At 66.0% G+C, this 24,092-nt stretch carries 18 protein-coding genes; 10 read left to right on the top strand and 8 right to left on the bottom strand.

Annotation, left to right across the window (positions count from 1 at the left end; translation table 11 throughout):
• The gene (locus WA983_RS01790; RefSeq protein ID WP_424247694.1) at positions 1 to 390 is read right to left on the bottom strand and encodes a winged helix-turn-helix transcriptional regulator; all 390 of its coding nucleotides are present in this window, start codon (positions 388 to 390) and stop codon (positions 1 to 3) included.
• Between the two features lie 136 nt (positions 391 to 526).
• On the opposite strand from WA983_RS01790, the gene WA983_RS01785 reads away from it, so the two are divergent.
• Positions 527 to 1,375: an SDR family oxidoreductase gene (locus WA983_RS01785; RefSeq protein WP_424247700.1), complete on the top strand. Its 849-nt coding sequence runs from the start codon at positions 527 to 529 to the stop codon at positions 1,373 to 1,375.
• A gap of 31 nt (positions 1,376 to 1,406) precedes the next feature.
• On the opposite strand, the gene WA983_RS01780 is transcribed toward WA983_RS01785, so the two are convergent.
• Together WA983_RS01780 and glnE are read right to left on the bottom strand one after the other, a co-directional pair.
• Complete coding sequence (locus tag WA983_RS01780; RefSeq protein WP_424247692.1) at positions 1,407 to 2,624, bottom strand: MFS transporter; 1,218 nt, start codon at positions 2,622 to 2,624, stop codon at positions 1,407 to 1,409.
• Positions 2,621 to 5,410 (bottom strand): bifunctional [glutamate--ammonia ligase]-adenylyl-L-tyrosine phosphorylase/[glutamate--ammonia-ligase] adenylyltransferase, encoded by a 2,790-nt coding sequence (glnE, locus tag WA983_RS01775; RefSeq protein ID WP_424247690.1) that lies wholly within the window; start codon positions 5,408 to 5,410, stop codon positions 2,621 to 2,623. The genes WA983_RS01780 and glnE overlap by 4 nt, the downstream gene beginning before the upstream one ends.
• A gap of 44 nt (positions 5,411 to 5,454) precedes the next feature.
• Between glnE and WA983_RS01770 the strand changes: the two genes are divergently transcribed.
• Positions 5,455 to 9,066, top strand: coding sequence for a YhdP family protein (locus WA983_RS01770; RefSeq protein ID WP_424311522.1), 3,612 nt, complete (start codon positions 5,455 to 5,457; stop codon positions 9,064 to 9,066).
• A 120-nt stretch (positions 9,067 to 9,186) separates the two neighbouring features.
• Here the strand turns inward: WA983_RS01770 and gdhA are convergent, their stop codons facing one another.
• The 3 genes from gdhA to trxA all read right to left on the bottom strand — a co-directional run bounded on the left by gdhA (position 9,187) and on the right by trxA (position 12,241).
• A complete protein-coding gene (gene gdhA / locus WA983_RS01765; RefSeq protein ID WP_424247686.1) occupies positions 9,187 to 10,527 on the bottom strand; it encodes an NADP-specific glutamate dehydrogenase in 1,341 nt (446 codons plus the stop codon).
• A 19-nt stretch (positions 10,528 to 10,546) separates the two neighbouring features.
• Positions 10,547 to 11,803 carry a transcription termination factor Rho gene (rho, locus tag WA983_RS01760; RefSeq protein ID WP_424247685.1) on the bottom strand — a complete coding sequence of 419 codons (1,257 nt, stop codon included), beginning with the start codon at positions 11,801 to 11,803 and terminating at the stop codon, positions 10,547 to 10,549.
• A 111-nt stretch (positions 11,804 to 11,914) separates the two neighbouring features.
• A complete protein-coding gene (gene trxA, locus WA983_RS01755; protein WP_424247683.1) occupies positions 11,915 to 12,241 on the bottom strand; it encodes a thioredoxin TrxA in 327 nt (108 codons plus the stop codon).
• Positions 12,242 to 12,465: 224 nt separating this feature from the next.
• Here trxA and WA983_RS01750 point away from each other — a divergent pair, with 224 nt between their 5' ends.
• The 7 genes from WA983_RS01750 (at position 12,466) to WA983_RS01720 (ending at position 22,239) form a co-directional block, all read left to right on the top strand.
• Positions 12,466 to 14,352, top strand: coding sequence for a DNA topoisomerase IV subunit B (locus WA983_RS01750; protein WP_424247698.1), 1,887 nt, complete (start codon positions 12,466 to 12,468; stop codon positions 14,350 to 14,352).
• Positions 14,353 to 14,372: 20 nt separating this feature from the next.
• Positions 14,373 to 16,691, top strand: a complete 2,319-nt coding sequence (parC, locus tag WA983_RS01745) for a DNA topoisomerase IV subunit A (RefSeq protein WP_424247681.1) — start codon at positions 14,373 to 14,375, stop codon at positions 16,689 to 16,691.
• 70 nt (positions 16,692 to 16,761) lie between these two features.
• Positions 16,762 to 17,808, top strand: coding sequence for a CDP-6-deoxy-delta-3,4-glucoseen reductase (locus tag WA983_RS01740; RefSeq protein ID WP_424247680.1), 1,047 nt, complete (start codon positions 16,762 to 16,764; stop codon positions 17,806 to 17,808).
• Positions 17,809 to 17,839: 31 nt separating this feature from the next.
• Positions 17,840 to 18,484 (top strand): DNA oxidative demethylase AlkB, encoded by a 645-nt coding sequence (gene alkB, locus WA983_RS01735; RefSeq protein WP_424247678.1) that lies wholly within the window; start codon positions 17,840 to 17,842, stop codon positions 18,482 to 18,484.
• 77 nt (positions 18,485 to 18,561) lie between these two features.
• Positions 18,562 to 19,425 (top strand): bifunctional DNA-binding transcriptional regulator/O6-methylguanine-DNA methyltransferase Ada, encoded by an 864-nt coding sequence (ada, locus tag WA983_RS01730; RefSeq protein WP_424311521.1) that lies wholly within the window; start codon positions 18,562 to 18,564, stop codon positions 19,423 to 19,425.
• 240 nt (positions 19,426 to 19,665) lie between these two features.
• Positions 19,666 to 20,919: a D-amino acid dehydrogenase gene (locus WA983_RS01725; protein ID WP_424311520.1), complete on the top strand. Its 1,254-nt coding sequence runs from the start codon at positions 19,666 to 19,668 to the stop codon at positions 20,917 to 20,919.
• A gap of 6 nt (positions 20,920 to 20,925) precedes the next feature.
• Positions 20,926 to 22,239 carry an extracellular solute-binding protein gene (locus tag WA983_RS01720; protein ID WP_424249072.1) on the top strand — a complete coding sequence of 438 codons (1,314 nt, stop codon included), beginning with the start codon at positions 20,926 to 20,928 and terminating at the stop codon, positions 22,237 to 22,239.
• A 67-nt stretch (positions 22,240 to 22,306) separates the two neighbouring features.
• Here WA983_RS01720 and WA983_RS01715 read toward each other — a convergent pair whose 3' ends face one another.
• Positions 22,307 to 22,870, bottom strand: coding sequence for a hypothetical protein (locus WA983_RS01715; protein WP_424248348.1), 564 nt, complete (start codon positions 22,868 to 22,870; stop codon positions 22,307 to 22,309).
• 13 nt (positions 22,871 to 22,883) lie between these two features.
• Positions 22,884 to 23,384 (bottom strand): type III secretion system chaperone, encoded by a 501-nt coding sequence (locus WA983_RS01710; RefSeq protein ID WP_424311519.1) that lies wholly within the window; start codon positions 23,382 to 23,384, stop codon positions 22,884 to 22,886.
• Positions 23,385 to 23,530: 146 nt separating this feature from the next.
• Between WA983_RS01710 and WA983_RS01705 the strand changes: the two genes are divergently transcribed.
• A partial coding sequence (locus WA983_RS01705; RefSeq protein ID WP_424311518.1) for a TrbG/VirB9 family P-type conjugative transfer protein occupies positions 23,531 to 24,092 on the top strand: 562 nt, incomplete at its 3' end.

Genomic DNA, 24,092 nt, shown 5'->3' with positions numbered 1-24,092 from the left:
TCAGGTTGCAGGGTGAATCCGGGGCAGATTGATTTCGATCCAGTCGGCCAGGATCCTCACCTTTTCGGCGGCCTCTCGGCCCAGCGGGGTCAGGCTGTATTCGACGTGGGGCGGCACGACCTCCAGCGCGGTGCGCAGCACCAGACCGTCGCCTTCGAGCCACTGCAGGGTCTGCGCCAGCATGCGTTCGCTGACGCCGCCGATGGCGCGCCGCAGCTCGCTGAAGCGATGCATCCGGGTTTCCAGGACGATCAGCACCAGGACGCCCCAGCGGCTGGTGACGTGCTTGAGCACTTCGCGTGAAGGGCAGTCGGCGGCCAGCAGGTTGCCGGGCCTCAACTGCTGCGACAGGGGCAGGGGGGCGGCAGGGGGCGGAGCGGGCTGTTTCATGAGCGTGTCCGGATTGCGTGGGTCGGTGATCCGACGGGATTGATCAATGAATACTAACATTTACGTTCGTACTTACTAAAAGTTTGTTCGTGGGATAGAGTGACGCCTCACTCACTTTCAAGGACGAAACATCATGATCATTGCCATCACCGGCGCCACGGGACAACTCGGCCGCCTGGTCGTCGAACGACTGAAGATCCGTGTGGAACCCTCCCGCCTGCGGGCGCTGGTCCGCACGCCCGCCAAGGCGGGCGATCTGGGCATCCCGGTGCGCGAGGCCGACTACGACCGGCCGGAAACCCTGGTGGTGGCGCTGACGGGGGTGGACACGCTGCTGCTGGTTTCATCCAGCGAAGTCGGCCGCCGCACCGAACAGCACCGCCATGTGATCGAGGCGGCCCGGGCGGCGGGCGTGCGGCGTATCGTCTACACCAGCCTGCTGCATGCCGACACCTCGGCGCTCAGTCTGGCGGGCGAACACCGGGACACCGAGCGGATGCTGAAGGATTCAGGTCTGGCCTGGACCATTCTGCGCAACGGTTGGTACACCGAGAACTACATGGGGGCTGTGGCGGGTGCGCTGGCGGGTGGCGCTCTGGTCGGCAGCGCCGGCCGGGGCCGGATCGCCTCGGCCGCGCGCGCCGATTATGCCGAGGCGGCCGCCGTGGTCTTGGCGGATGCGGGCCACGAAGGGCAGACCTATGAACTGGCCGGCGACGCAGCCTACACACTGGATGATCTGGCTGCCGAGATCTCGCGCCAGTCGGGCCGGACGATTCCCTACCGCGATCTGCCTCAGGCCGATTACGCCGCCATCCTGGCCGGCCATGGCCTGCCGCCGGATCTCGCCCAGGCGATTGCCGGTTGGGATGTGGATGCGTCGCAGGGCGCCTTGTTCGATGATGGCCGTCGCCTGTCGACGCTGATCGGCCGGCCGACGACGCCGCTGTCCGAGTCCGTGGCGGTGGCGTTGAAGCAGGCCTGACGAGGCGCATCGCCTGGCCTGCCGGCTCCGCTCAGGCTCTTGCGGCCACAGACTCCACATCCGCCGCCGGATGGTTCCTCAGGCAGCGATGGACGTAGAACAGCAGCGCCAGGCACAGCGTGATGCAGACCAGATTGGTGCCGGTCCATCCCAATCCCTGCAGCAGCAGGGCGGGCAGGAAGGCGCCGGCGGTTGCCATCACGGACAGTCCCAGGTCGTTCAGGCCCTGCACCTCGATCGCCTGGGGCTGCTCCCCCAGAATCCGGGCGAGCAGGGCGCTGCCGCCCACGTAGGTGAAGTTCCACCCCAGGCCCAGCACCACCAGGCTGGCGACCAGCATGAGGTAGTCGTCGGACAGAAGGTTCAGGATGCTGGCTGCGATCAGCAGGATGATGCCGCTGGCGATCACGGTCCGGAGCCCGAGTCGGCCGATGATCGCGCCGGTGAAGAAGGAGGGCGCGAACATCGCCACCACGTGCCATTGGATGGCCGTGCCGACGGCCGAGAAGTGCATGTGCAGACCGGCCATGTGCAGTGAAGCCTGCACCATCAGCAGATTCATGATGCCGTAGCCCAGTGCGCCCACGGCGATCGCCGCCGCCAGGGCGGGGGTGCGCCGGATGGTGCCCCAGGCTGCGCTTGCGTGTCCGCCCGTGGCAGCCTGGGGCCGCGCAGCATCCGGTGCTTCTTTCACCGTCAGGTGAACCAGAAAGGACAGCAACGCCAGGCCGGTGAAGGCGGCGTAGCACAGCGCGAAGGGCGCATAGCCGGCGGCGTCCTTCAGGCGGTCGGCCAGCAGGGGGCCGGTCAGCGCCGCCAGGACGCCGCCCGCCACGACCAGTGAGATGGCCTTGGGCTTGAGCCGGGCATCCAGGCCGTCCGTGGCCGCGAAGCGGTTGAAATTGGCAAAAGCGATGTAGGTGCCCAGCAGCGCGTGCGACACGGTCAGCAGCGCGAACGAGGCCTGACTGACGGCGAGATAGCCCGTGACGCCGGACAGCGCCAGGGGCAGGGTCGCCAGCAGGAACGCGGGTTTGCGGCCGATGCGCTTCATCAGCCGGGACGCGGGCACCGTCATCAGCATCACGAACAGGAACTGAAACCCGTAGGGCACGGTCGACAGCCAGAGGCTGGGGGTCAGCGACGCCCCCACGATGGCCGCCATGGCCACCGACATCACGGCAGTGGTCAGATTGATGGATTGCGCCAGGAAGTACAGGTAGGTCCGAAAGGGCAGCGTGGGGGTCATCGGGTGTTGTCCGTTTGCATGTCGTTGGAGAGCATTGTGTTCAGCACCACCCCCCACAATTCCCCCACGGCCTGCCGCTCACGCACGAACTCCGTCTGCGGTACCCGCGCCTTGTCCGCGCCCTGCAGCCGCAAGGTGTGCTGACGCCGGCGGAACACCCGATAGGCATCCGCCGCCTCGGCCGCCAGCGGACCGGGGATCAGACCGGCCCGGGCCGCCAGACCCAGCAGCGCAATGTTGCCCAGGTTGCCCAGCAGTTCCGGATGCGCGCCGGATTGGCTCAGCACCAGGAACTGGGTGATGAACTCGATGTCCACCATGCCGCCCCGGTCGTGTTTCAGGTCGAAGTCGCCGCTGTGGTTGGGGTGCCCCTGGGAAATCTTGTCGCGCATGGCGCGCACCTCGCGGCCCAGGGCCTCCGGGTCGCGAGGCAACAGCAGGATGCGTTCGCGGATGTCCTCGAAGCGGGCGCCGATGGCGGCGTCGCCCGCCACGAAGCGCGCCCGGGTCAGCGCCTGGTGCTCCCAGGGCCAGGCCTGCGTCAACTGATAGTGTTCGAACGCGTCGATCGGCAGCGCCAGCAGCCCGGCATCGCCGTCCGGCCGCAGACGCAGATCGATCTCGTACAGCCGGCCCGACGACGTCAGGGTGGAGAGCCAGGACGCCACCCGGCGCCCCAGCTTGGCGTAGCGTTCGCCGGCCTCCTGGTCCGGGTCGTCGTACAGAAAGACCAGATCCAGATCCGAGGCGTAGCCGATCTCCTTTCCGCCCAGCTTGCCGTAGGCGATGATGGCGAAGCGGGGTTCGCCCGGGTCGGCGCGGCGTTCGCGTGGCAGCACCTGAGGCCAGACTCGGTGGATGGCCTCGGCCAGCATCAGGTCGGCCAGGGCCGACAGGTGATCGGCCAGCCCCTCGACACTGATGACGTTTTCCAGATCCTGGGCCAGAAGCTGGAAGGTGATCTGGTGCTGGACGTCGCGCATCAGGTTCATCTGCTGTTCGACGTCGGGTTGCCCGTCGGGCAGCAGGCAGGCGTCCAGGTCGCTGCGCAGTTGTTCGGCCAGGGCGGGGAAATCGGGCGCCTGCATCAGGCTGCGCCATTCGATCAGGCTGTCGAGCAGCAGCGGATAGCGGGTCAGGTATTCCGAGGCCCAGGGGCTGGCCTGGACGATACGCGCCACGCGAGCCAGGGTTTCCGGATATTCGGCCAGCAGGGCCAGATAGGCGCTGCGCTGGGCGATGTGCTCCACCAGATTCAGCAGCCGTTGCAGTGCGACGAGTGGCTCTTCGGTGCGAGCGGCCGCCTGGATCAGGCCCGGCAGCAGGGCCTGCAGGCGTTGCAGGCTGGCGCGCGGCAGGCTGCGGACCCGATGGCTGTCGAGCAGGGTGTCGATACGAGCCTGCATGGCGTCGGCCTGGTCGTTCGACAGGGGCGCAGCGGGGGTTCCCGTGGCCTGCGAGGGCTCTGGCTCCTGTGTCTCGCCACCCATGCCGGCAATACGGAAGGCGTCGCGAAAGCAGTGCGCGACGCAGGTGCGGTGCCGGTCCAGTTCGGACAGGAATCCAGCCGTGTCGGCATGGCCCATCGTCCGGGCCAGTGCGTCCAGTCCTTCTTCCGTGCGGGGCAGCAGATGGGTCTGCTCGTCCTCGCGGTATTGCAGCATGTGCTCGACCCGCCGCAGATAGATGTAGGCGGCCTCCAGGCCGGCGGCTTCGGTCTCGTCCAGAATGCCGGCGCGGCGCTGCTTGTGCAGGGCGGCCAGCAGATTGCGCTGTTGCAGGGAAGGCTGGCGGCCCGCCCGGATCAACTGGTTCAGTTGGACGACGAATTCGATTTCGCGGATGCCGCCTTCACCCAGCTTGATGTTGTGGCGGGTGTCCAGGCCCTTGCGCGCCTGGGCGCGGCGTTGCCAGTCCATGCGGATGCGCTCGCGCAGACCGCGCAGGGCCGACAGCGCATCGAAGTCGAAATACTTGCGGTACACGAAGGGCCGCCGCAGGGACTCGACATCGCGCGCCTGATCGCCGAAGGCAGTCTCGTCGAAGATCGGGCAGGAGATCAGTCGCGCCTTGAGCCAGGCGTAACGCTCCCATTCCCGTCCCTGGACCACCAGGTAGTTTTCCAGCGCGGCCAGGCTCCAGGCCAGCGGCCCGCTGTCGCCGTCGGGGCGCAGGCGCAGGTCGGTGCGAAACACGTAGCCGTCGGCGTCGGGCTCCGACAGGATCGGCATCATCAGCCGGCAGACCTTGCCGTAGAACTCGTGATTGCTGATGCGCCGCCGGCCGTCGGTCTCCCCCTCCTCGTCGTAGAGCATGATCAGGTCGATGTCCGAGGAGACGTTCAGTTCCTTGCCGCCCAGCTTGCCCATGCCCAGAATCAGCATGTCCTGGGGCGCGCCGGTGTCGGCGCGGCGGGGGATGCCGTGGGTCTCCATCAGGGCATGCATGGCGCAGGCATAGGCCTCGCCCACCGCCAGGTCGGCCAGTTGCGACATGGCCGCCACGACTTCGTGCAGCGGAGCCAGCCCGGCGATGTCGCGTACCGTCAGCGTGGCAAAGACCCGGGCGCGCAGGCACCGCAGGGCGCGCCGCAGGTCTGCCTGGGGGATCGGCCGGGTCGCATGGGGGCCGAGCAACTCGGCGTACCAGTCGTTCAGGGTTTTGCGGGAGACGGGCTGTGCGGCGTCGACCGCCAGGCGCGATTCCTGGTCGGGGTGGGCCGTCAAATAGCGTCGCAGGGCACCGGACCATTGCAGGGCGGGCTTGAATATAATGGTCTCGGGCATGGGGCCTGCTTTTTAAAAGCCCCTAACATACTGCAAAAGGTGGCATGCGCCAATTCATTTCACGCCATGGCTCCACCTGGGGCCGCCGGCTTCTCGTGGTCGCCGTCGGCCTGTACTTCTGCCTCGGGATCGCCTTGCTGGCCCTGCGGTATGCCGTGCTGCCACAGATCGACGCCTGGCGTCCCCGCATCGCAGCGCAATTGACGCGTTCGCTGGGCGCTCCTGTCGAACTGGGTCCCATCCAGGTGCGCTGGCACGGCTGGAATCCCGAGCTCGAGGTACGGGGCGTGAGTCTGTACTCGACGGATGGCCGCAGGCTGCTGACCATTCCCGATGCGCGTGCACGACTGGATTGGCGCGCCATCCTGCCGGGCCACCAAGGGTTGTTGGACCTGCGGGTCCGGGGCATGGACCTGACGCTGGACCGCTTGCCGGACGGTCGCCTTTCCTTGCTGGGCCAGACCATCGATCTGGCGGGCGACACACCGGAGTTCGGGGATGCACCCGCCCTGCGCTGGCTGCTGGCCCAGCCCCGGATTGCCTTTCACGATACGACGTTGCGCTGGGTGGACCAGACGCGCGCCGCGCCCGAACTGCGCCTGGAAGATGTCGAGGCCGTGCTGGCCAGCGACGGCGGCACGCTGGGCGTATCGCTAGGCGCCCGGGTACCGGACGCGGCTGACGCCCGGCTGGATCTGCGTGTGCGGCTGGCCCATTCCGATCAACTGGCGCAGGGGCGTCTGCCTGCGGACTGGCAGGCCTGGGTGCGGGTGGGCCCGGTCCGGACCAAGGCCTGGCGCGCCTGGGTGGACGTGCCCGAGGCGCTGCTGCAAGGGGGCGCGCAGGCACAGGCCTGGGTCCAGACACAGGGCGGGCAGCCCCGTCTGACGTTGCTGCTGGAGACCGAAACCGCACGCTGGGCGCAGGACTCCGGCCTGTCGCTGGATGTACCCCGAGCCGGCGTGTGGGCCGAAGGCGCGCTGGACCAGTGGGAGGCCCTGGAACGCGGCGATCCGATGCCCGATGGCCTGGCCTTCCAGGTCCGTGCCCAGGGTGCGCGCGGCACCGTGCCCGAGGTGTTCGCCCAGCCCCTGTCCCTGGGGTTTCTGGAGGCCCGGGGCCGACTGCGACATGCCGGATCCTGGACCCTGACGCTGGATGAGCTGGACTGGCACAACCCCGACATCGCCTTGCGTGGCGCGGGGACCTGGCAGTCCGGGGGGCTGGCCGGGCAGGCCGATTTCCAGGGCACGATCGCTCGGGCCCGCCTGGACGCGATCCATCGTTATCTGCCGCTCGAAGTCAATCCGGACGCCCGGGACTGGCTGGCAGGCGGTCTGCAGGCGGGTGAAGTCGTGGATGCCCGCTGGCGGCTGCAAGGCGATCTGGCAGAGTTCCCCTACGGCGCGCAACCGCAAGCGGGCGATTTCCGCATCCAGGGGGGCTTTCGCGGTGCGCGCATCGAATTCGTGCCGGGGGCGGCGCCGAAGGATGTCTGGCCCTTGCTGGAGGACGTCACGGGCACGGCCGACATGCATCGCACCGATCTGCGGCTGACCGCCTCCACGGCGCGGATGCGCCCCGAATCCGGCCAGGAGATCGCCCTGTCGGGGCTGACGGCCCGGATTCCGGATCTTGAAAATAATTCCACCCTGCATATCTCGGGTCAGACCACGGCGCCCGGCGAGGCCTATATGGCGCTGATCCGGCGTTCGCCGTTGGCCGGTCTGCTGGATGGCATTTTCGACGAAGCGAGCGCCGGCGGCGCATGGGCGGTGCCTCTGTCCCTGACCATCCCCCTGCTGCACAGCGAGGACACCCAGGTCCAGGGACGCGTGGATTTGCAGCAAGGTAGCCTGCAGTTCCTGCCGCACGCACCGGCCTTTCAGGCCATCGAGGGGCAACTGCATTTCAGCGAGCAGGGCGTGCGCATCGCCCATCCCCTCACCGCCCAGTTGCTTGGGGGGGGCGTGAAGATTGACGGCAGCCTGGGCGGGGCGAAAGAGGCCGGCCTGAATTTCCATGGCCGGATCGGTGCCCGGGCGCTGGCTGATTTTGTGGGTGTTCCAGGAATGCAGCGGATCACGGGCGCGCTGGATTACCGGGCTTCCCTGAGCATGCAGGGGCGCGACACGGTCTTCGTGCTGGATTCGGACACCCGGGGACTGGCGCTGGATTTTCCCGCCCCGCTGGCCAAGCCGGCTGAACAGCCCCGATCCCTGCGCGTGCAGTGGACGGATGCCGATCCCAGATCGGACCGGCTGGAGGCGCAGTATGGCGATGTGTTTCGCCTCGCCCTGCGGCACGACCGCAAGACCCGGACCGGGCCGTATTTTCAGGGTGCCGCCGTCGGCGTCGGTCGCGCTGCCGAAGCAGGCGCGGACGGCTTGAAGGTCGAGGTCGCCTATCCGCTGTTCGATCTGGACCTGTGGAACCGTATCGTCGATCAGTTCTCCATCCCCCGGCGCGGCACCGGCGCGCGCAAGCCGGTCACGCGGCCGCTGTGGCCGGACCTGAGCCTGCTGAGCGTTCAGGCCGACCAGTTGCGCATGGCGGGTACGCGTCTGGATCAGGCCGTGTTGCGGGTGTCGCGCACCCCCGATGAACAGTGGTCGATGAACCTGCGTTCTGAGCAGACCACCGGCACGCTGAAATGGCAGGAGCGCGATGGGCGGGTGATGGGGCGCATGTCAGCCCGCTTTGCTCGTCTGAGCCTGGGTGATGATCCGCACGATGCCCACTCTTTGCTGCCCGAGGCCGAGCCTGACGAGGACGCCTCGTTCGAGGACGACCTGGAAATCCCGGGCCTCGTGCTGCAGGCCGATGAATTGCGCTTGTATGGGCATCCGGTGGGCGCCTTGTCCCTGGAAGGCGTGCGCGATGGCACCCGTCAGATCTGGAAGCTGAACAATCTGCGTCTGGGTGATGAGGACGCCCGCTTGCGTGGGTCGGGTACCTGGTACCTGCGCGGGCCGGATCGCGGGCTGGAGCTGACCGCCTCGGTCCAGGCGGGCGATCTGGGCGCCTGGATGGAGCGTGCCGGCTGGAAGGACGTGCTGTCGGGCGGCGAAGGCACGTTGAAGGGCCGGTTCCGGTGGCGCAACCTGCCCTGGACGCGTGAAAAGGCGGATCTGAGCGGCACGCTGCAGATCGAACTGGACAAGGGGCGTTTCCAGAAGCTGGGGTCACACACGGCCAAGCTGCTGGAATTTCTGTCGCTGCAGTCCATCACCCGCCTGACGAAGCTGGATCGCGGGCTGACCGGCCTGCCCAAGGACGGTTTTCCCTTTGATCAGTTGCGCGGCGCGCTGGACATGGACCGGGGGCAGGTGAAGGTCCATGACTACAAGGTGATCGGTCCGGTGGGCACCATCCTGCTCGAGGGCAGCTCCGACATCGTGAACGAGACGCTGGACCTGCAAGCTGTCGTCGTGCCCAATCTGGACGTCAGCGGCGCGGCCCTGGCGGCCGGCATCGCCATCAATCCGCTGATCGGCCTGGGCGCTTTCGTCACTCAGTGGGTGTTGAAAGCACCGCTGGCCCGCAGCATGACGGTACGCTACCACATCACGGGTTCGTGGGACGACCCCAAGATCCAGGACATGCCGATCGGCGCGGCGCGCGAGCCGCAGCCCGACACGGCGGCGGTCAGGTGATGTGATCTGAATTTGATTGAACCGCCTGAAAAATGGCCCCACGCCGGGCCTGCGGCGGCCATGAAAAAAGCTCCCGAGGGAGCTTTTTTCACGGGTGGGGAAGCACCATCCGATGGGTCATCAGTACACCCCCTGGGCCAGCATGGCGTCGGCAACCTTGACGAAACCGGCGATGTTGGCGCCGTTCAGGTAGTTGACGGTCTTGCCCTGGCTGCCGTAGCGCACGCAGTTTTCATGGATGTCGCGCATGATGGCACGCAGCTTGGTGTCGACTTCGTCGCGCGTCCAGTGCAGGCGCTGGGCGTTCTGGCTCATTTCGAGACCGGATACGGCCACGCCGCCGGCATTGCTGGCCTTGCCGGGCGCGTACAGCACGCCGGCCGAGATGAAGGCTTCGATGGCTTCGATGCTGGAGGGCATGTTGGCGCCTTCGGCCACGCAGCGCACACCGTTGGCGATCAGGGCGCGGGCGTCCTCGATTTCCAGTTCGTTCTGCGTTGCGCAGGGCAGGGCCACGTCCACGGGCACGTGCCAGGGGCGTTTGCCGGCTTCGTAGGTCAGACCGAACTGTTTGGCGTATTCCTCGACACGGCCGCGCTTTTCGTTCTTGAGCTTGATCAGGGCCGCCAGCTTTTCGTTCGTGAAGCCCGCCGGGTCCACGACGCAGCCGTGGGAGTCGGACACCGTGATGACCTTGGCGCCCAGCTGCAGGCACTTCTCGATGGTGTATTGCGCCACATTGCCCGAGCCCGAGACCGAGACCGTGTAGCCCTCGAGCGACTGGCCGGCGTGCTTGAGCATTTCTTCCGCGAAATAGACCGTGCCGTAGCCTGTGGCTTCGGGGCGGATCAGACTGCCGCCAAAGGTCAGGCCCTTGCCGGTGAACACGCAGGCGCTCTGGTTGGACAGCTTTTTCATCATGCCGGCCATGAAGCCGACCTCGCGGGCACCCACGCCGATATCGCCGGCCGGCACATCCGTGTCCGGACCCAGGTGGCGATGCAGTTCGATCATCAGGGCCTGGCAGAAACGCATGACTTCGGCGTCGGACTTGCCTTTGGGGTCGAAGTCTGAGCCGCCCTTGCCACCGCCCATGGGCAGCGTCGTCAGCGCGTTCTTGAAGGTTTGCTCGAAGGCCAGAAATTTCAGGATGGAGAGGTTCACCGAGGGGTGAAACCGCATGCCGCCCTTGTAGGGGCCGATGGCCGAGCTGTGCTGAATGCGGAAGCCGCGATTGACCTGGATCTGGCCGGCGTCGTCCATCCAGCTGATGCGAAATTGCAGGGCGCGTTCCGGCTCGACGAGGCGTTCGAGCAGCGCCTGGCTGGCGTAGCGCGGGTTCTGCTGGATGAAGGGCCACAAGCTGTGCATGACTTCTTTCACAGCTTGCATGAATTCGGGTTGATGCGGGTCCCGGGCCTGAATCCGGGTGAGGAACTGATCGACGGAAGATAGTGTCATCAAAGGTGCTCGCTTAGGCTTATTTTTTCATCATGTCAAAAAATTCGGCGTTGTTTTTGGTGGCCCGGATTTTGTCCAGGATGAATTCCATTGCATCGACGTCATCCATGTCGTGGATGAACTTTCGCAGGACCCAGATCTTCTGTAGAAGTTCGGGCTTGATCAGGAGCTCTTCGCGACGCGTGCCGGATTTGTTCAGGTTGATGGCCGGGTAGATGCGCTTCTCGGCCAGTCGGCGTTCCAAGTGCACTTCGGAGTTGCCGGTGCCCTTGAATTCTTCGTAGATCACTTCGTCCATGCGGCTGCCGGTCTCGATCAGGGCGGTGCCGATGATCGTCAGGGAACCGCCTTCTTCCAGGTTGCGCGCCGCGCCGAAGAAGCGCTTGGGGCGCTGCAGGGCGTTGGCGTCCACGCCGCCTGTGAGGACCTTGCCCGATGCCGGCACCACGGTGTTGTAGGCGCGCGCCAGGCGGGTGATCGAGTCCAGCAGGATGACCACGTCCTTTTTCATTTCGACCAGGCGCTTGGCCTTTTCGATGACCATTTCGGCGACCTGGACGTGACGTGTGGCCGGCTCGTCGAAGGTGGAGGCCACGACCTCGCCGCGCACAGTGCGCTGCATTTCGGTGACTTCCTCGGGGCGCTCGTCCACCAGCAGCACGATCATCACCGCGTCGGGATAGTTGTCGGTGATGGCGTGCGCGATGTGTTGCATGATCACCGTCTTGCCGGACTTCGGGCTGGCGACCACCAGCGCGCGCTGGCCCTTGCCGATCGGCGCGAAGATGTCCATGATGCGCCCGGTGATGTTTTCCTTGCTCTTGATGTCGCGTTCCAGCACCAGCGGATCGTCGGGGTGCAGTGGCGTCAGGTTCTCGAACATGATCCGGTGCTTGATGGCTTCCGGAACCGTGCCGTTGACCTTGTCGACCTTGACCAGCGCGAAGTAGCGTTCGCCGTCCTTCGGGACGCGGACCTCGCCCTCGATGGAGTCGCCCGTGTGCAGGTTGAAGCGCCGGATCTGCGAGGGCGAAATATAGATGTCGTCGGTGCTGGCCAGATAGGACGTGTCCGGCGAGCGCAGGAAGCCGAAGCCGTCCGGCAGCACTTCCAGAACCCCGTCGCCGAAGATCTGTTCGCCCTGCTTGGCCCGCCGTTTCATGATCGCAAACATCAGTTCCTGTTTGCGCAGCCGATTGGCGTTTTCGATCTCGAGACCGGCGGCCATTTCGAGCAGCTGCGAAACGTGCAGCGCTTTGAGTTCGTTCAGGTGCATGGGGAAGAGGGGGAGAGGGAAGAAAAGTGAGAATCGCTGGATGGTCGGCGAACCCGGGATCGGGCTCGCGCGCGGAATCGAATCAACAACGAAGCGGGTGGATGGAAAAGATCAGAGGGCTTCGTCGAGGAAAGCCTGAAGCTGGGTGCGGGACAGGGCGCCGACCTTGGTGGCGGCGACCTGACCATTCTTGAACAGCATCAGTGTGGGGATGCCGCGGATACCGTATTTGGCTGCGCTGTCGGGATTTTCGTCGACGTTCAGCTTGGCGATGGTGACGCGGCCTTGAAAGTGGGCGGCGGCCTCGTCGAGCAGGGGGGCGACCATTTTGCAGGGGCCACACCATTCGGCCCAGTAGTCAACCAGGACAGGCAGATCGGATTGGAGCACATCGCCCTGAAAGGACGCGTCGCTGACGTGCTTGATGATGTCACTCATGTCGTGTGCGCGGATGCGAGGATAGGAGAAGACGGCGGACCGGAAAGAAACCGCCCCGAGGAAGGGCGCGTCGGACCAATGAGGATAAGCATACCATTAATTCTCCGTAAAATAGGCCTCTTTTGAATCACACTGACGGACGGAAAACATTGAGCAACGCACGCTACGATGAATCGTCGATTCGCGTCCTCAAGGGACTGGAGCCGGTGCGCCAGCGTCCCGGGATGTACACGCGCACCGATAATCCGCTGCACATCATCCAGGAAGTCATCGACAACGCGGCCGACGAGGCGCTGGCCGGACAGGCCCGCAATATCGGGGTCACGCTGCACACCGACGGCAGCCTGACGGTCGAGGACGACGGCCGCGGGATCCCGGTGGGCGAGCACCCCGAGGAACACGCGCCCGTGGTCGAGCTGGTCTTCACCCGCCTGCACGCGGGGGGCAAGTTCAGCAAGGCCGATGGCGGCGCCTATGCCTTTTCCGGCGGCCTGCACGGGGTGGGGGTGTCGGTCACCAACGCCCTGTCCACACGGCTGGAGGTCACCGTCTGGCGCGACGGCGGCGAATGGCGCATCGTCTTTGCCGACGGCAACGTGATCGAACCGCTGGCCCAGGTGGGCAGTGTGGGCAAACGGCGTTCCGGAACCCGGGTGCGGGCCTGGCCGGATGCGCGCTACTTCGACCATGCCCACGTGCCTTTGGGCGAGCTGGAGCACGCGCTGCGCAGCAAGGCGGTGCTGTTGCCGGGCACGCGGGTGACGCTGACGCTGGAAAAGACCGGCCAGCGGCGCGAATGGCACTATGAGTCTGGCCTGCGCGGCTATCTGGACGAGGCTCTGGGGGGAACGCCGACGCTGGCGCCGCTGTTCGAAGGCGCTCAGTACGCGGACTCGGACGACGAGCAATTCTCGCCGGGCGAGGGCGCCCAGTGGGTCGTGGCCTGGTCGGAAGAAGGCGCGGTGGTGCGCGAATCCTACGTCAACCTGATCGCCACGCCGGCCGGCGGCACCCATGAATCGGGCTTGCGCGAAGGCCTGTTCAACGCCGTCAAATCGTTTGCCGAATTGCATAATCTGCTGCCCAAGGGCATCCGTCTGCTGCCCGAAGACGTGTACGCGCGCGCCAGTTTCATCCTGTCGGCCAAGATCCTCGATCCGCAGTTCCAGGGCCAGATCAAGGAACGCCTGAACAGCCGCGACGCGGTGCGTCTGGTGGGCGGATTCCTGCGCAACGCGCTGGAATTGTGGCTGCACGCCAATGTGGAGTTCGGCAAGAAGATCGCTGAACTGGCCATTGGCCAGGCGCAGGCCCGTTCGCGCGCCGCGCGCAAGGTCGAGAAACGCAAGGGTTCGGGCGTGGCCGTGCTGCCGGGCAAGCTCACCGATTGCGAATCGACGGACGTGAACCGCACCGAGGTCTTTCTGGTCGAGGGCGACTCGGCGGGGGGCTCGGCCAAGATGGGCCGCGACAAAGAGTTCCAGGCCATCCTGCCGCTGCGCGGCAAGATCCTGAATGCCTGGGAGGTCGAACGCGACCGGCTGTTCGCCAACCAGGAGATCCACGACATCTCCGTGGCGATCGGCGTCGATCCGCACGGTCCCGGCCAGGAGGCCGACCTGTCGGGCCTGCGCTACGGTCGCATCTGCATCCTGTCGGATGCGGACGTGGACGGGGCGCATATCCAGGTGCTGTTGCTGACCCTGTTCCTGCGACACTTTCCGCGCCTGATCGAGACCGGCCACGTCTACATTGCCCGTCCGCCGCTGTTTCGCGTGGACGTGCCGGCAGCCGGCAAGCGCCCGGCGCGCAAACTCTACTGCCTGGACCAGGCCGAACTGGATTCGGTGCTGGACAAGCTGCGAGGCGAAGGCCTGCGCGAGGGCGGCTGGCGCATCAGCCGTTTCAAGGGCCTGGGCGAGATGAACGCCGAGCAGCTTTGGGACACGACGCTGAACCCGGACACCCGCCGCCTGGCGCAAGTGCGTCACGGTGACGAGGGCCTGACGGCTTCGGCGCGCATGTTCGACATGCTGATGGCGCGTGGCGAGGCCGCCCAGCGGCGCGGCTGGCTGGAAGAAAAGGGCAATCTGGCCGACGTGGATGTTTAAGGCCTAGGTAAGGGACTGGAATGGATCTGAATCAGACTGAATTGCCGCACGGCGGGGACGACGACGGCCTGGTGCTGGCGCGTTACGCCGAGCAGGCCTACCTGGACTATGCCGTGTCGGTGGTGCGTGGTCGCGCGCTGCCGGAAGTGTCCGACGGCCAGAAGCCGGTGCAGCGCCGCATCCTGTACGCCATGGACGCCATGGGCCTGGGGCCACAGGCCCGGCCCGTGAAATCCGCCCGCGTGGTGGGCGACGTGCTGGGTAAATACCACCCGCACGGCGACCAGGCGGCCTACGACGCCATGGTGCGGATGGCGCAGGATTTTGCGCTGCGTTATCCCTTGATCGACGGGCAGGGCAACTTCGGCTCGCGCGACGGCGACAACGCCGCAGCCATGCGCTACACCGAGGCCCGCCTGACGCCGTTCTCCCGCTTGCTGCTGGACGAGCTGGATGAGGGCACGGTCGATTTCACGCCCAACTACGACGGCAGTCAGGAAGAACCCGTGTGCCTGCCGGCGCGCCTGCCCATCATGTTGTTGAACGGCGCCTCGGGCATCGCGGTGGGCATGGCCACGGAAATCCCCTCGCACAATCTGCGCGAGGTGGCGCGCGCCTGCGTGACCCTGCTGCGCAAGCCGGCTTTGTCCGACGAAGACCTGTTCGCGCTGGTGCCTGGGCCGGATTTCCCCGGCGGCGGCCAGATCATCACACCGGCCGAAGACATCGCCCAGATCTATGCCAGCGGCCGGGGTTCCCTGAAAGCCCGCGCGCGTTGGCATTTCGAGGACATGGCGCGCGGCCAGTGGCAACTGGTGGTCACTGAACTGCCGCCCGGCGCCTCGGCGCAGAAGATCCTGGAAACCATCGAGGACCTGACCAATCCCAAGCCGCGTGCCGGCAAGAAATCCCTGTCGGCCGAGCAGCAGCAGACCAAGGCGCTGGTGCTGAACATGCTGGATTCGGTGCGCGACGAGTCCGGCAAGCAGGATCCCGTGCGGCTGGTGTTCGAACCCAAGACCAGCCGCATCGACCGCGACGAATTCGTCAACATGCTGCTGGTCCGTACCGGGCTGGAAGGCAATGTGTCGATCAATCTGGTGTGCATCGACACCGACGGACGGCCGGGCCAGCGCAGCCTGCGTCAGGTCTTGACGTCCTGGCTGGATTTTCGTGCGCAGACGGTCACACGGCGCACCCGCCACCGCTTGGACAAGGTGCTGGACCGCATCCACATCCTGGAGGGCCGCAGCATCGTCTACCTGAACGTGGACGAGGTCATCCGCACGATCCGCGAAGCGGACGAGCCCCGTGCGGCGCTGATGGAACGCTTCCATCTCAGCGAACGCCAGGCCGACGACATTCTGGAAATGCGTTTGCGCCAACTGGCCCGGCTGGAGGGCATCCGCATCGAGCAGGAACTGGAGAAGAAGCGCGAAGAGCAAGTGGCGCTGCAGGAACTGCTGGACGACCCTGCCGCTTTCAAGCGTCTGATGATCCGCGAGATCGAGGCCGACGCCAAGCAGTACGGCGACGACCGCCGCACCCTGATCGAAACCGCCGAGCGCGCTGTCCTGGAGACCCAGGTGGTGGATGAGCCGGTCACGGTGGTGGTGTCCCAGAAGGGCTGGTTGCGTGCCCGTCAGGGCCATGGCCACGATGCGGCGCAGTTCGGTTTCAAGACCGGTGATGCCTTGTATGACGCCATCGAGTGCCGCAGCACGCAGGATCTCATGGCCCTGTCCAATACCGGCCGCTCCTACAGCATCGCGGTGGCCAGCCTGCCCTCGGCGCGCGGCGACGGCCAGCCGGTGACTTCGATGGTCGGCCTGGAGCCGGGCAGTCGCATCGTTCACATGCTGGCGGGGGCGCCTGACCGGCGCATCCTGCTGGGTGTGACGTCCGGTTTCGGCTTTCTGGCACGGATTGGCGATCTGTCCACCCGGCAGAACGCGGGCAAGCAATTCATCACCCTGGACAAGGGCGATGTGCTGCTCAAGCCACTGCTGCTGCGCGCGGACGACACGGCCGTGGCGCTGCTCAGCCGCAAGGGCAAGTTCCTGGTGGTGGCGCTCGACGAACTAAAGACCCTGGCAAGCGGCGGGCGCGGCACCATTCTGATGGGGCTGGACGAGGGCGATCGCATCGAGCAGTGGGCCGGTGTGGGCGCTGCAGGCGTGGTGCTGCGCGGCGTCTACCGGGCGCGTGATACCGAACTGGTCCTGACGCCCGAAGAACTCGTTCAATACACCGGTCGGCGGGCGCGCAAGGGCCGCCTGCTGGACGTCAAGATCAAGCAGCCCAGCCTGTGGCCGGGCGGCGAGTCCGGCGAGGGCTAGAATAGGGCTCCTGCATAGCGCTGCGGCCCGCCAGCCGGAGCGCCCTGGCCACCCTGATGGAATCCATAGTATGAGTTTCAAGGTCACGGTGCTGCCGGCGGGTCGGGAATTCCCGATCGAGCCGGAGCAGACGGTCCTGGAGGCCGCCCTGGCGGCCGGCATCGTCCTGCCCTATAGCTGCCGCAATGGCACCTGTTCCTCCTGCGAGGGCCGGGTGGTTTCGGGCGACTACGACGCGGGGCCAGCTCCGGCCCGCATCCTGGATGCCGCCCAGCTCGCTCAAGGGCATACCCTGTTGTGCCAGGCGCGGCCGGCCTCCGATCTGGTGGTCGAGGCCCGCGAGGTGCGCATGGCTGACGACATCGTGGTGCGCAAGATGCCCGTGCGGGTGCTGTCATTGGAACCTCTGGCACCCGACGTGATGGAGATCACCCTGCAACTGCCCTCGGCGGAAGCCTTCCGCTTTCAGCCCGGGCAGTACCTGGACTTCATCCTCAAGGACGGCGGCCGGCGCAGCTATTCCATGGCCTGCCACCAGGCCGACGGCCATCGGGTGCGCCTGCACGTGCGCCACATGCCGGGCGGGCTGTTCACCAGCCGGGTCTTCGGCGTGGGCGCCGAGCCGATCAAGCCGCGCGAGATCCTGCGCATCGAGGGGCCGCTGGGTTCGTTCTTCCTGGACCCCGACGATACGCGGCCGATCATCTTCCTGGCCAGCGGCACGGGTTTTGCGCCCATCCAGGCCATGATCGAAGGCATGCTGGCCCGGGATGATACCCGCCCGGCGACACTGTACTGGGGCGGCCGTCGTCCGGCCGACCTGTATCGTCAGGCACTGGCGCTTGAGTGGGCCGGGCGTCTGCCGGGTTTCCGCTTCGTGCCGGTCCTGTCCGAGGCCGAGCCCGCCGACGGCTGGTCGGGGCGCACCGGCTGGGTGCACCAGGCCGTCATGGACGACCTGCCCGACCTGTCCGGCCATCAGGTCTACGCCTGCGGCGCCCCGGTCATGGTCGAGGCCGCGCGCCGCGACTTCGTCCGGCAGTGCGGGCTGTCGCCCGAAGCCTTCCACGCCGACGCTTTTACTTCTGCGGCGGACCGGATCGGAGTCGAGGCGTGAGAAACACCACCACGCAGTAAAAAGGCTTGCTATGTCCACGCTTGAACTGTTCGAGGCCACGGCGCCGGACCTGCGTCTGGGACAGGCGGCGATGGTGCTGCGCGGATTCGCATTGCCCTATGTCCCCGAAGTGATGCCCGCCCTGGCCGCCATCGATGCGCAGTCGCCCTTCAGGCACATGGTGACGCCCGGTGGCTTCACCATGTCGGTGGCGCTGACGAACTGCGGCGCGTTGGGCTGGACGAGCGACCGCAGGGGCTACCGTTACGCGGTGATCGACCCGGACACCGGCCAGCCTTGGCCGTCCATGCCGGCGGTGTTTGCCCGCCTGGCCCGTGAAGCGGCCACGACGGCGGGTTTCGACGGTTTCGAACCCGATGCCTGTCTGGTCAATCGCTATCTGCCGGGCAGCCGGATGTCGCTGCACCAGGACAAGAACGAGCGGGACTACGATGCGCCCATCGTTTCGGTTTCTCTGGGCATGCGTGCTGTGTTTTTGTTCGGCGGCCACAAACGCGCCAACCCCACGGTCAAGGTGCCGCTGTTGCACGGTGATGTGGTGGTGTGGGGCGGCGTGGATCGCATGCGCTACCACGGCGTGGTGCCGCTCAAGGATGAGCCGCATGCGATATTGGGCAGCCAGCGCATCAATTTCACGTTCCGCAAGGCGGGGTGAATCGCAAGAATCGGAGTGCTTGCGATCAGGGGGCTGCCTATTCTGGCTCTATGATTGATGAGCACAGGACTTTCGCCATGAGCACGACCACTGCCGATCACAACCGGACTCACGCGGCCACCGAGCGCACCGCTCGGGTGGCGCGCGCCTGCCGTCTGATCGAGGCCTCCGAGACGCCACCGTCGCTGAGCGAGCTGGCTGCCGAAGTGGGCATGAGCCCGTTCCACTTCCACCGCCTGTTCAAGGCCGAAACCGGCCTGACGCCCAAGGCCTACGGCGCGGCATGGCGCGCTCGCAGGCTGCGCGCGGAACTGGGCAGTTCGGAGGCGTCCATTACCCACGCCATCTATGATGCGGGTTTCAATTCCAACAGCCGGTTCTACGAAGCCTCCGATCAATTGCTGGGCATGCGCGCGCGCGATTACCGGGCGGGCGGTGCCGGTGCGGTCATTCGCTTCGCGGTGGGGCAATGCTCACTGGGCGCCATCCTGGTCGCCCAGAGTCAGCGCGGCATCTGCGCCATCCTGCTGGGCGACGACCCCGACCGGCTGGTGCGCGATCTGCAGGACCAGTTCCCCAAGGCCGAGATCATCGGGGGCGACGACGCGTTCGAGCAGTTGATTGCCCAGGTGGTCGGTTTTGTCGAAGCGCCTTCGATGGGCCTGCATCTGCCACTGGACGTGCAGGGCACGGCCTTTCAAGAGCGCGTCTGGCGCGCGCTGCGTGAGATTCCGCCGGGCACGACCGCAAGTTATTCGGAGATCGCCGAACGCATCGGTTCGCCCAAGGCGGTACGCGCCGTGGCTCAGGCCTGCGCGACCAATCACATCGCCGTGGCCATTCCCTGCCATCGCGTCGTGCGGCGCGACGGCGGTCTGGCCGGCTACCGTTGGGGCGTGGACCGCAAACGCGAATTGCTGCGCCGCGAAGCCCAGGCTTGATCAGGGAAGCGGCGCGAGAGGCGCTGCGGCATGACTCCCGTCCGCGCGCTGGTGTAATCTTGCACGGTGCGCGGGATCGGGGTGTGGAAAGCGTCGGTGGATGATGGATTTTTGTAATCGATTGATCAATATGATGTCTCTGGCTTTGGTGGGATCTGGTGAAGTGCAGTGCCGCAGGGGCTGCACGGTGGTTGGTTTCATCCCTGAAAGACGCGCTTTTCATCTTGGGACGGCCCTGCGATGAAAGTTGCCGTTTTCGGTGCGGGCATCATCGGGGTGTCCAGCGCCTGGTGGCTGGCGCGGGCCGGGCACGAAGTCGAGGTCATCGAGCGCCGTCCGGGCGCGGCCCTGGAGACCAGTCGGGCCAATGGCGGCCAGATTTCAGTCTGCTATGCCGAACCCTGGGCCAGCGCGCATACGCTGCGCAAGGTCATGCGCTGGATCGGGCGGGCCGACGCGCCCTTGCGCGTGTCGCCGCGTCTGGAGCCCCGGCAATGGCTGTGGTGCGCACGTTTCCTGAACGAATGCCGTGCACCGCGATTCGCGGCGAATCTGCGTGCCATGGTGACCCTGGCGCAGTACAGTCGCGCCACGCTGCGCGAGTTGCGTGCGGACCTGGGCATCGAGTACGACCACCTGGAACGCGGCATCCTGGCCTTTTATCGCGACCCGCGTGAATTCGAGCACGCCCGGGCCAGTGCTGCGCAGATGCGCGAACTGGGGGTGGACCGGCGTATCGTCGATGCGGCCGAGGTGCTGCGTATCGAACCGGCGCTGGCGGCGGCCCGGGCCCCGATCGTCGGCGGTGACTTCACGGTGGACGACGAGTCCGGCGACGTGCACCTGTTCACGCGTGCCTTGGCCGAACGGGCGCGGGACGCGGGCGTGACCTTCCGCTATAGCACCCGGGTGAACCGGCTGGTGCCTGTGGACGGTCGCATCTCGGTGGCCGAACTGATCGAGCCCGACGGTACGTTCCGGCCGCTGCAGGCCGATGCCTATGTGCTGGCCTTGGGCAGCTTCACGCCGGAACTGACGGCGCCGCTGGGTCTGTCCTGCCCGGTCTGGCCGGCCAAGGGCTATTCCGCGACCTTTCGCCTGCGAGATCCGGATGCGGCACCCATGGTCAGCCTGGTCGATCAGGAAGCCAAGATCGTGTTTTCGCGCCTGGGCGACCGCCTGCGCATGGCCGGGACGGCCGAGATCGGAGGCTATTCCCGCGTCCTGGATACCGGCCGTTGCAATCAACTGGTCGAGCAGGCCCGTGCCCTGTTCCCAAGTGCCCTCGATTTTGCTAACGTTCTGTTCTGGTCCGGCCTGCGGCCTACGACGCCTTCCAACGTCCCCCTCATCGGCCGTACCCGGATACGCAATCTTTACCTGAACACGGGTCATGGCAGCCTTGGCTGGACCATGGGGGCGGGTTCTGGCAGAGTGCTGGCTGATCTGGTGTCCAGTCGGACCCCGGATATCGACTTTCCTTTTTTGGATTGACTCATCATGAATTCTCCTTTCGGCTCCGGCATGTTGCGTCCGGGGATGCGCGCTGTCTGGGTGCTGGCGGCCGCGGCCGCGGCCGCTCCCGCCTGGGCAGCGACCGAAGTGCCGGTCTGGCACACACTCAAGGGCCACAACGCCGAGGCTTTTCAGGACCTGATCAAGGCCTATAACCGCAGCCAGTCCGACATCAAGGTGGTGGGGCGCGCCTTCGACACGCCCGAGGCGCTCGATCAGGCACTGGGCACCGCCGCCCAGTCCAAGAACCTGCCCGCCCTGGCGCAGATCGGCGACAGCCATACCCTGGAAGACGTCGCCCAGCGCAGCTACGTGCAGCCGTTCTACGTGCTGCAGAAAGCCTCGGGTCTGAAGAGCACGCGCTGGTTCGTTTCGTCGGACAACGCCTTCATCCATGACGCCAAGGGCCAGTTGATGGCCTTCCCGTACATGCTGGAAATTCCCGTCATGTACTACAACCAGGATGCCTTCAAAAAGGCCGGTCTGGTGCCTCCCGAGCCGCAACGCACCTGGATGGATCTGCAGGGCCAGCTCGTGACCATGGCCAACAACGGTTCGCGCAAGTGTCCGCTGACCTCCGATCTGCCGGTGTCGATCAACCTGGAGAACCTGGCGGCGGTCAACAATCAGCTCTACGCCAGCGCGGACAATGGTCTGAAGGCCAAGGGTCTGCCCAGCTTCTCCTTCGATTCCACCTACGTGCGCCACCTGGCCCTGATGATCAGTTGGGTGCGCTCCGAGATCATGGTGCGCCCGGACGCCGGCATGCGCTCCATCGAGCGCTTCTCCAAGGGCGAGTGCGCCGTGCTGATGTCCAGCTCCGGACATATCGGTGAATTCAGCGATCAGCGCAAGCTGAACTACGCGGTGTCCGGCCTGCCGTATTACCCCGAAGTCACGCGCAAGCCCGGCAATCCTTTCGTCAGCGGTGCCGGTCTGTGGGTCATGAAGACCTCCAAGCCCGTCACCGACGCCACGGCCGCCTTCCTGGGCTGGTTGTCGCAGCCCGAGCAGGCCGCACGCTGGTATCAGCAGACCGGCTTCCTGCCGTTGACGCAGGCTGCGTTTGATGCCACGCCCGCCAGCTACTACGCCAAGCTGGGTCAATGGCGTGATCTGGTGGCGGTCTACAGCGGCAAGGCCGCGCTGACGGCCCAGGGCTTTCGCATCAACAACTACCCGGCCATCCGCACGCGCTTCCAGCAGATCCTGGATTCCGCGCTCAGTGGCCAGCAGCCTGCGGTCACCGCCCTGAACGCGGCTTCAACCGAGGCCAACAAGCTGGTGCGCCAGCGCTAGCCGTCTGGCCGGTGCCGGGCTGCGCAGCCCGGCATCGCGCCGCGGCGCATCGCCATGTCGTGCGCGATCACTTGTAGTGGTTGTAGGCGAATTCCGCCGCGCTCAGCGCAACCCCTGCCGCTGGCACACCGCTCAATGCCATGGCGGCGCACAGCTTTGCGCCGGAGAACAGGGCCTGCGATACATTACCCTCCTGAAGGCTGTTGTAGGCCTGGGCGGCATTCAGAAAGGCCGATGTTGCGCCCGAATAGGCGCCCAGCTTGCTGAGCTCCCCTCCGTGCGCCTTGGCCAGCAGCACGACGCTATTGAGGCCATGGGATAACGTCATCAAAGCCTTGCTGTTGATGTAGCTGTCCGAGGACATCCAGCTCGAGAAGGACGATATGGCGTTCCTGATTCCCCACGCCCCCATCCCCGCATCCTTCAGGACCATGCCTGCGTCCTTGAGGACACCCGCTGACTCCAAGTAGGTATCCACGGTTTCCCGATCCACGCCGCACTGCTGGAATGCGCCCGTCAGCATCGATTGCAGGCTGCTGCCTCCAGAGACATCGGTGGGGGGCTGGACTGAAAGGTTCGATGAAGACACGCCTGTCTGGCTGATCGCGCCTGGAATATTCGAGATATTCATATCGGTTCCTTGTCTAGACCAGGTCGGAGGCGTTGGGGTGCGATTCCCCAGATGCTGCATCGGTTGACGCCGAGGCATCGAGGATGCGTTCGACGTCGCGGCTTGCGATGGATGCTGCCAATGCATCGACGTGTTCCGCGAAGGTCGTCAACACGCCCATGAAAGTGTCTTCCGTCCAGTCCGGATCTTTCGGGGTCCAGAACAGGCGCAAGATCAGCGCGTCGGTCTGAGGCACCAGTCCGATGAGCCCAGTGCCGGACAGGCCAGGCGTCAGATTGATGGCTAGCAGAGCGCGCAGCGTGCGGGCAGGCAGAGATTCGCTGTTCGTGCCCAGCTCGCCGTTGAGCGCCACGCCGCGCGTGCCAGGCATCGGTTCCACGCCTATCAGGGCGCCCTTTTTGCTGCGCAGGGCGAAGGCACCGTCTTCACGAATGCCGAGCTGGATGCTCAAAGCCTGTTCGATGCGTTCACCCCATTGACGTAGCGTAATTGACGGTTCTAGTTCTGTGTGCATATGTGCTTTTCCTTAGCATGTGGTGCCGGACTCAATACGTAAGTTGCAAGGTAGAGGGTTTGGTTCCATCCAACTCGCCGCGTGCTCAGGACCTTTTTATCCATTCGTATATCCCAGTCTGGCGGCCCGCGCCGGGCCGCGCCACCATGAGCACCGTGATTCACGACCAGGGTGTCGCGGGGGGAAACATGATCAGGATATTGGGTGCGGGGCTGTTGCTGGCGGGATTGGGGGGCTGTGCGGCTCCGGCGGACGGCGCCTGGTGGCGTGATCTGGCGGGGCTGTCATCGGCACCCGGCGTCTACCGCTTCGATTGGCGCATCTCGGGTGATCCGGCACTGGCACCCTTGCAGATCTTCGACGACGGGCGCGAGACCTGGCTGCAGTATCCCGCCGATCAGCCGGCACCCGCCGTGTTCGAGCGCACCGCGCGGGGTGACCGGCTGCTGCGGCCCAGGCGGGATCGGGACTACCTGATTCTGCGTGGCGTGCCCGAACGCATCGTGTTGCGCGGCGGCTTGTCGCAGGCCGAAGCGTGGCGCGAGACCGGAACGTCGTCCACGCCACAGGCCGAGGCAATGGCCGTGCCCTCGGCGCGAGATTCGGCGCATGGGGTGGACACGCCGGTGGCGCATCTGCCGATGCCCCTGCCGAGTCCCCGGCCGCCGCCGCTGCCGCTGCCGCTGCCGCCGCCGCTGCCACCGGCTC

The sequence above is a fragment of the Castellaniella sp. genome (assembly GCF_049650445.1).
In the GTDB taxonomy this organism is placed as follows: Bacteria; Pseudomonadota; Gammaproteobacteria; order Burkholderiales; family Burkholderiaceae_B; genus Castellaniella.
The sequence above is the reverse complement of the archived record's forward strand: the minus strand, read 5'-3'. Positions and strand labels throughout refer to the sequence as shown.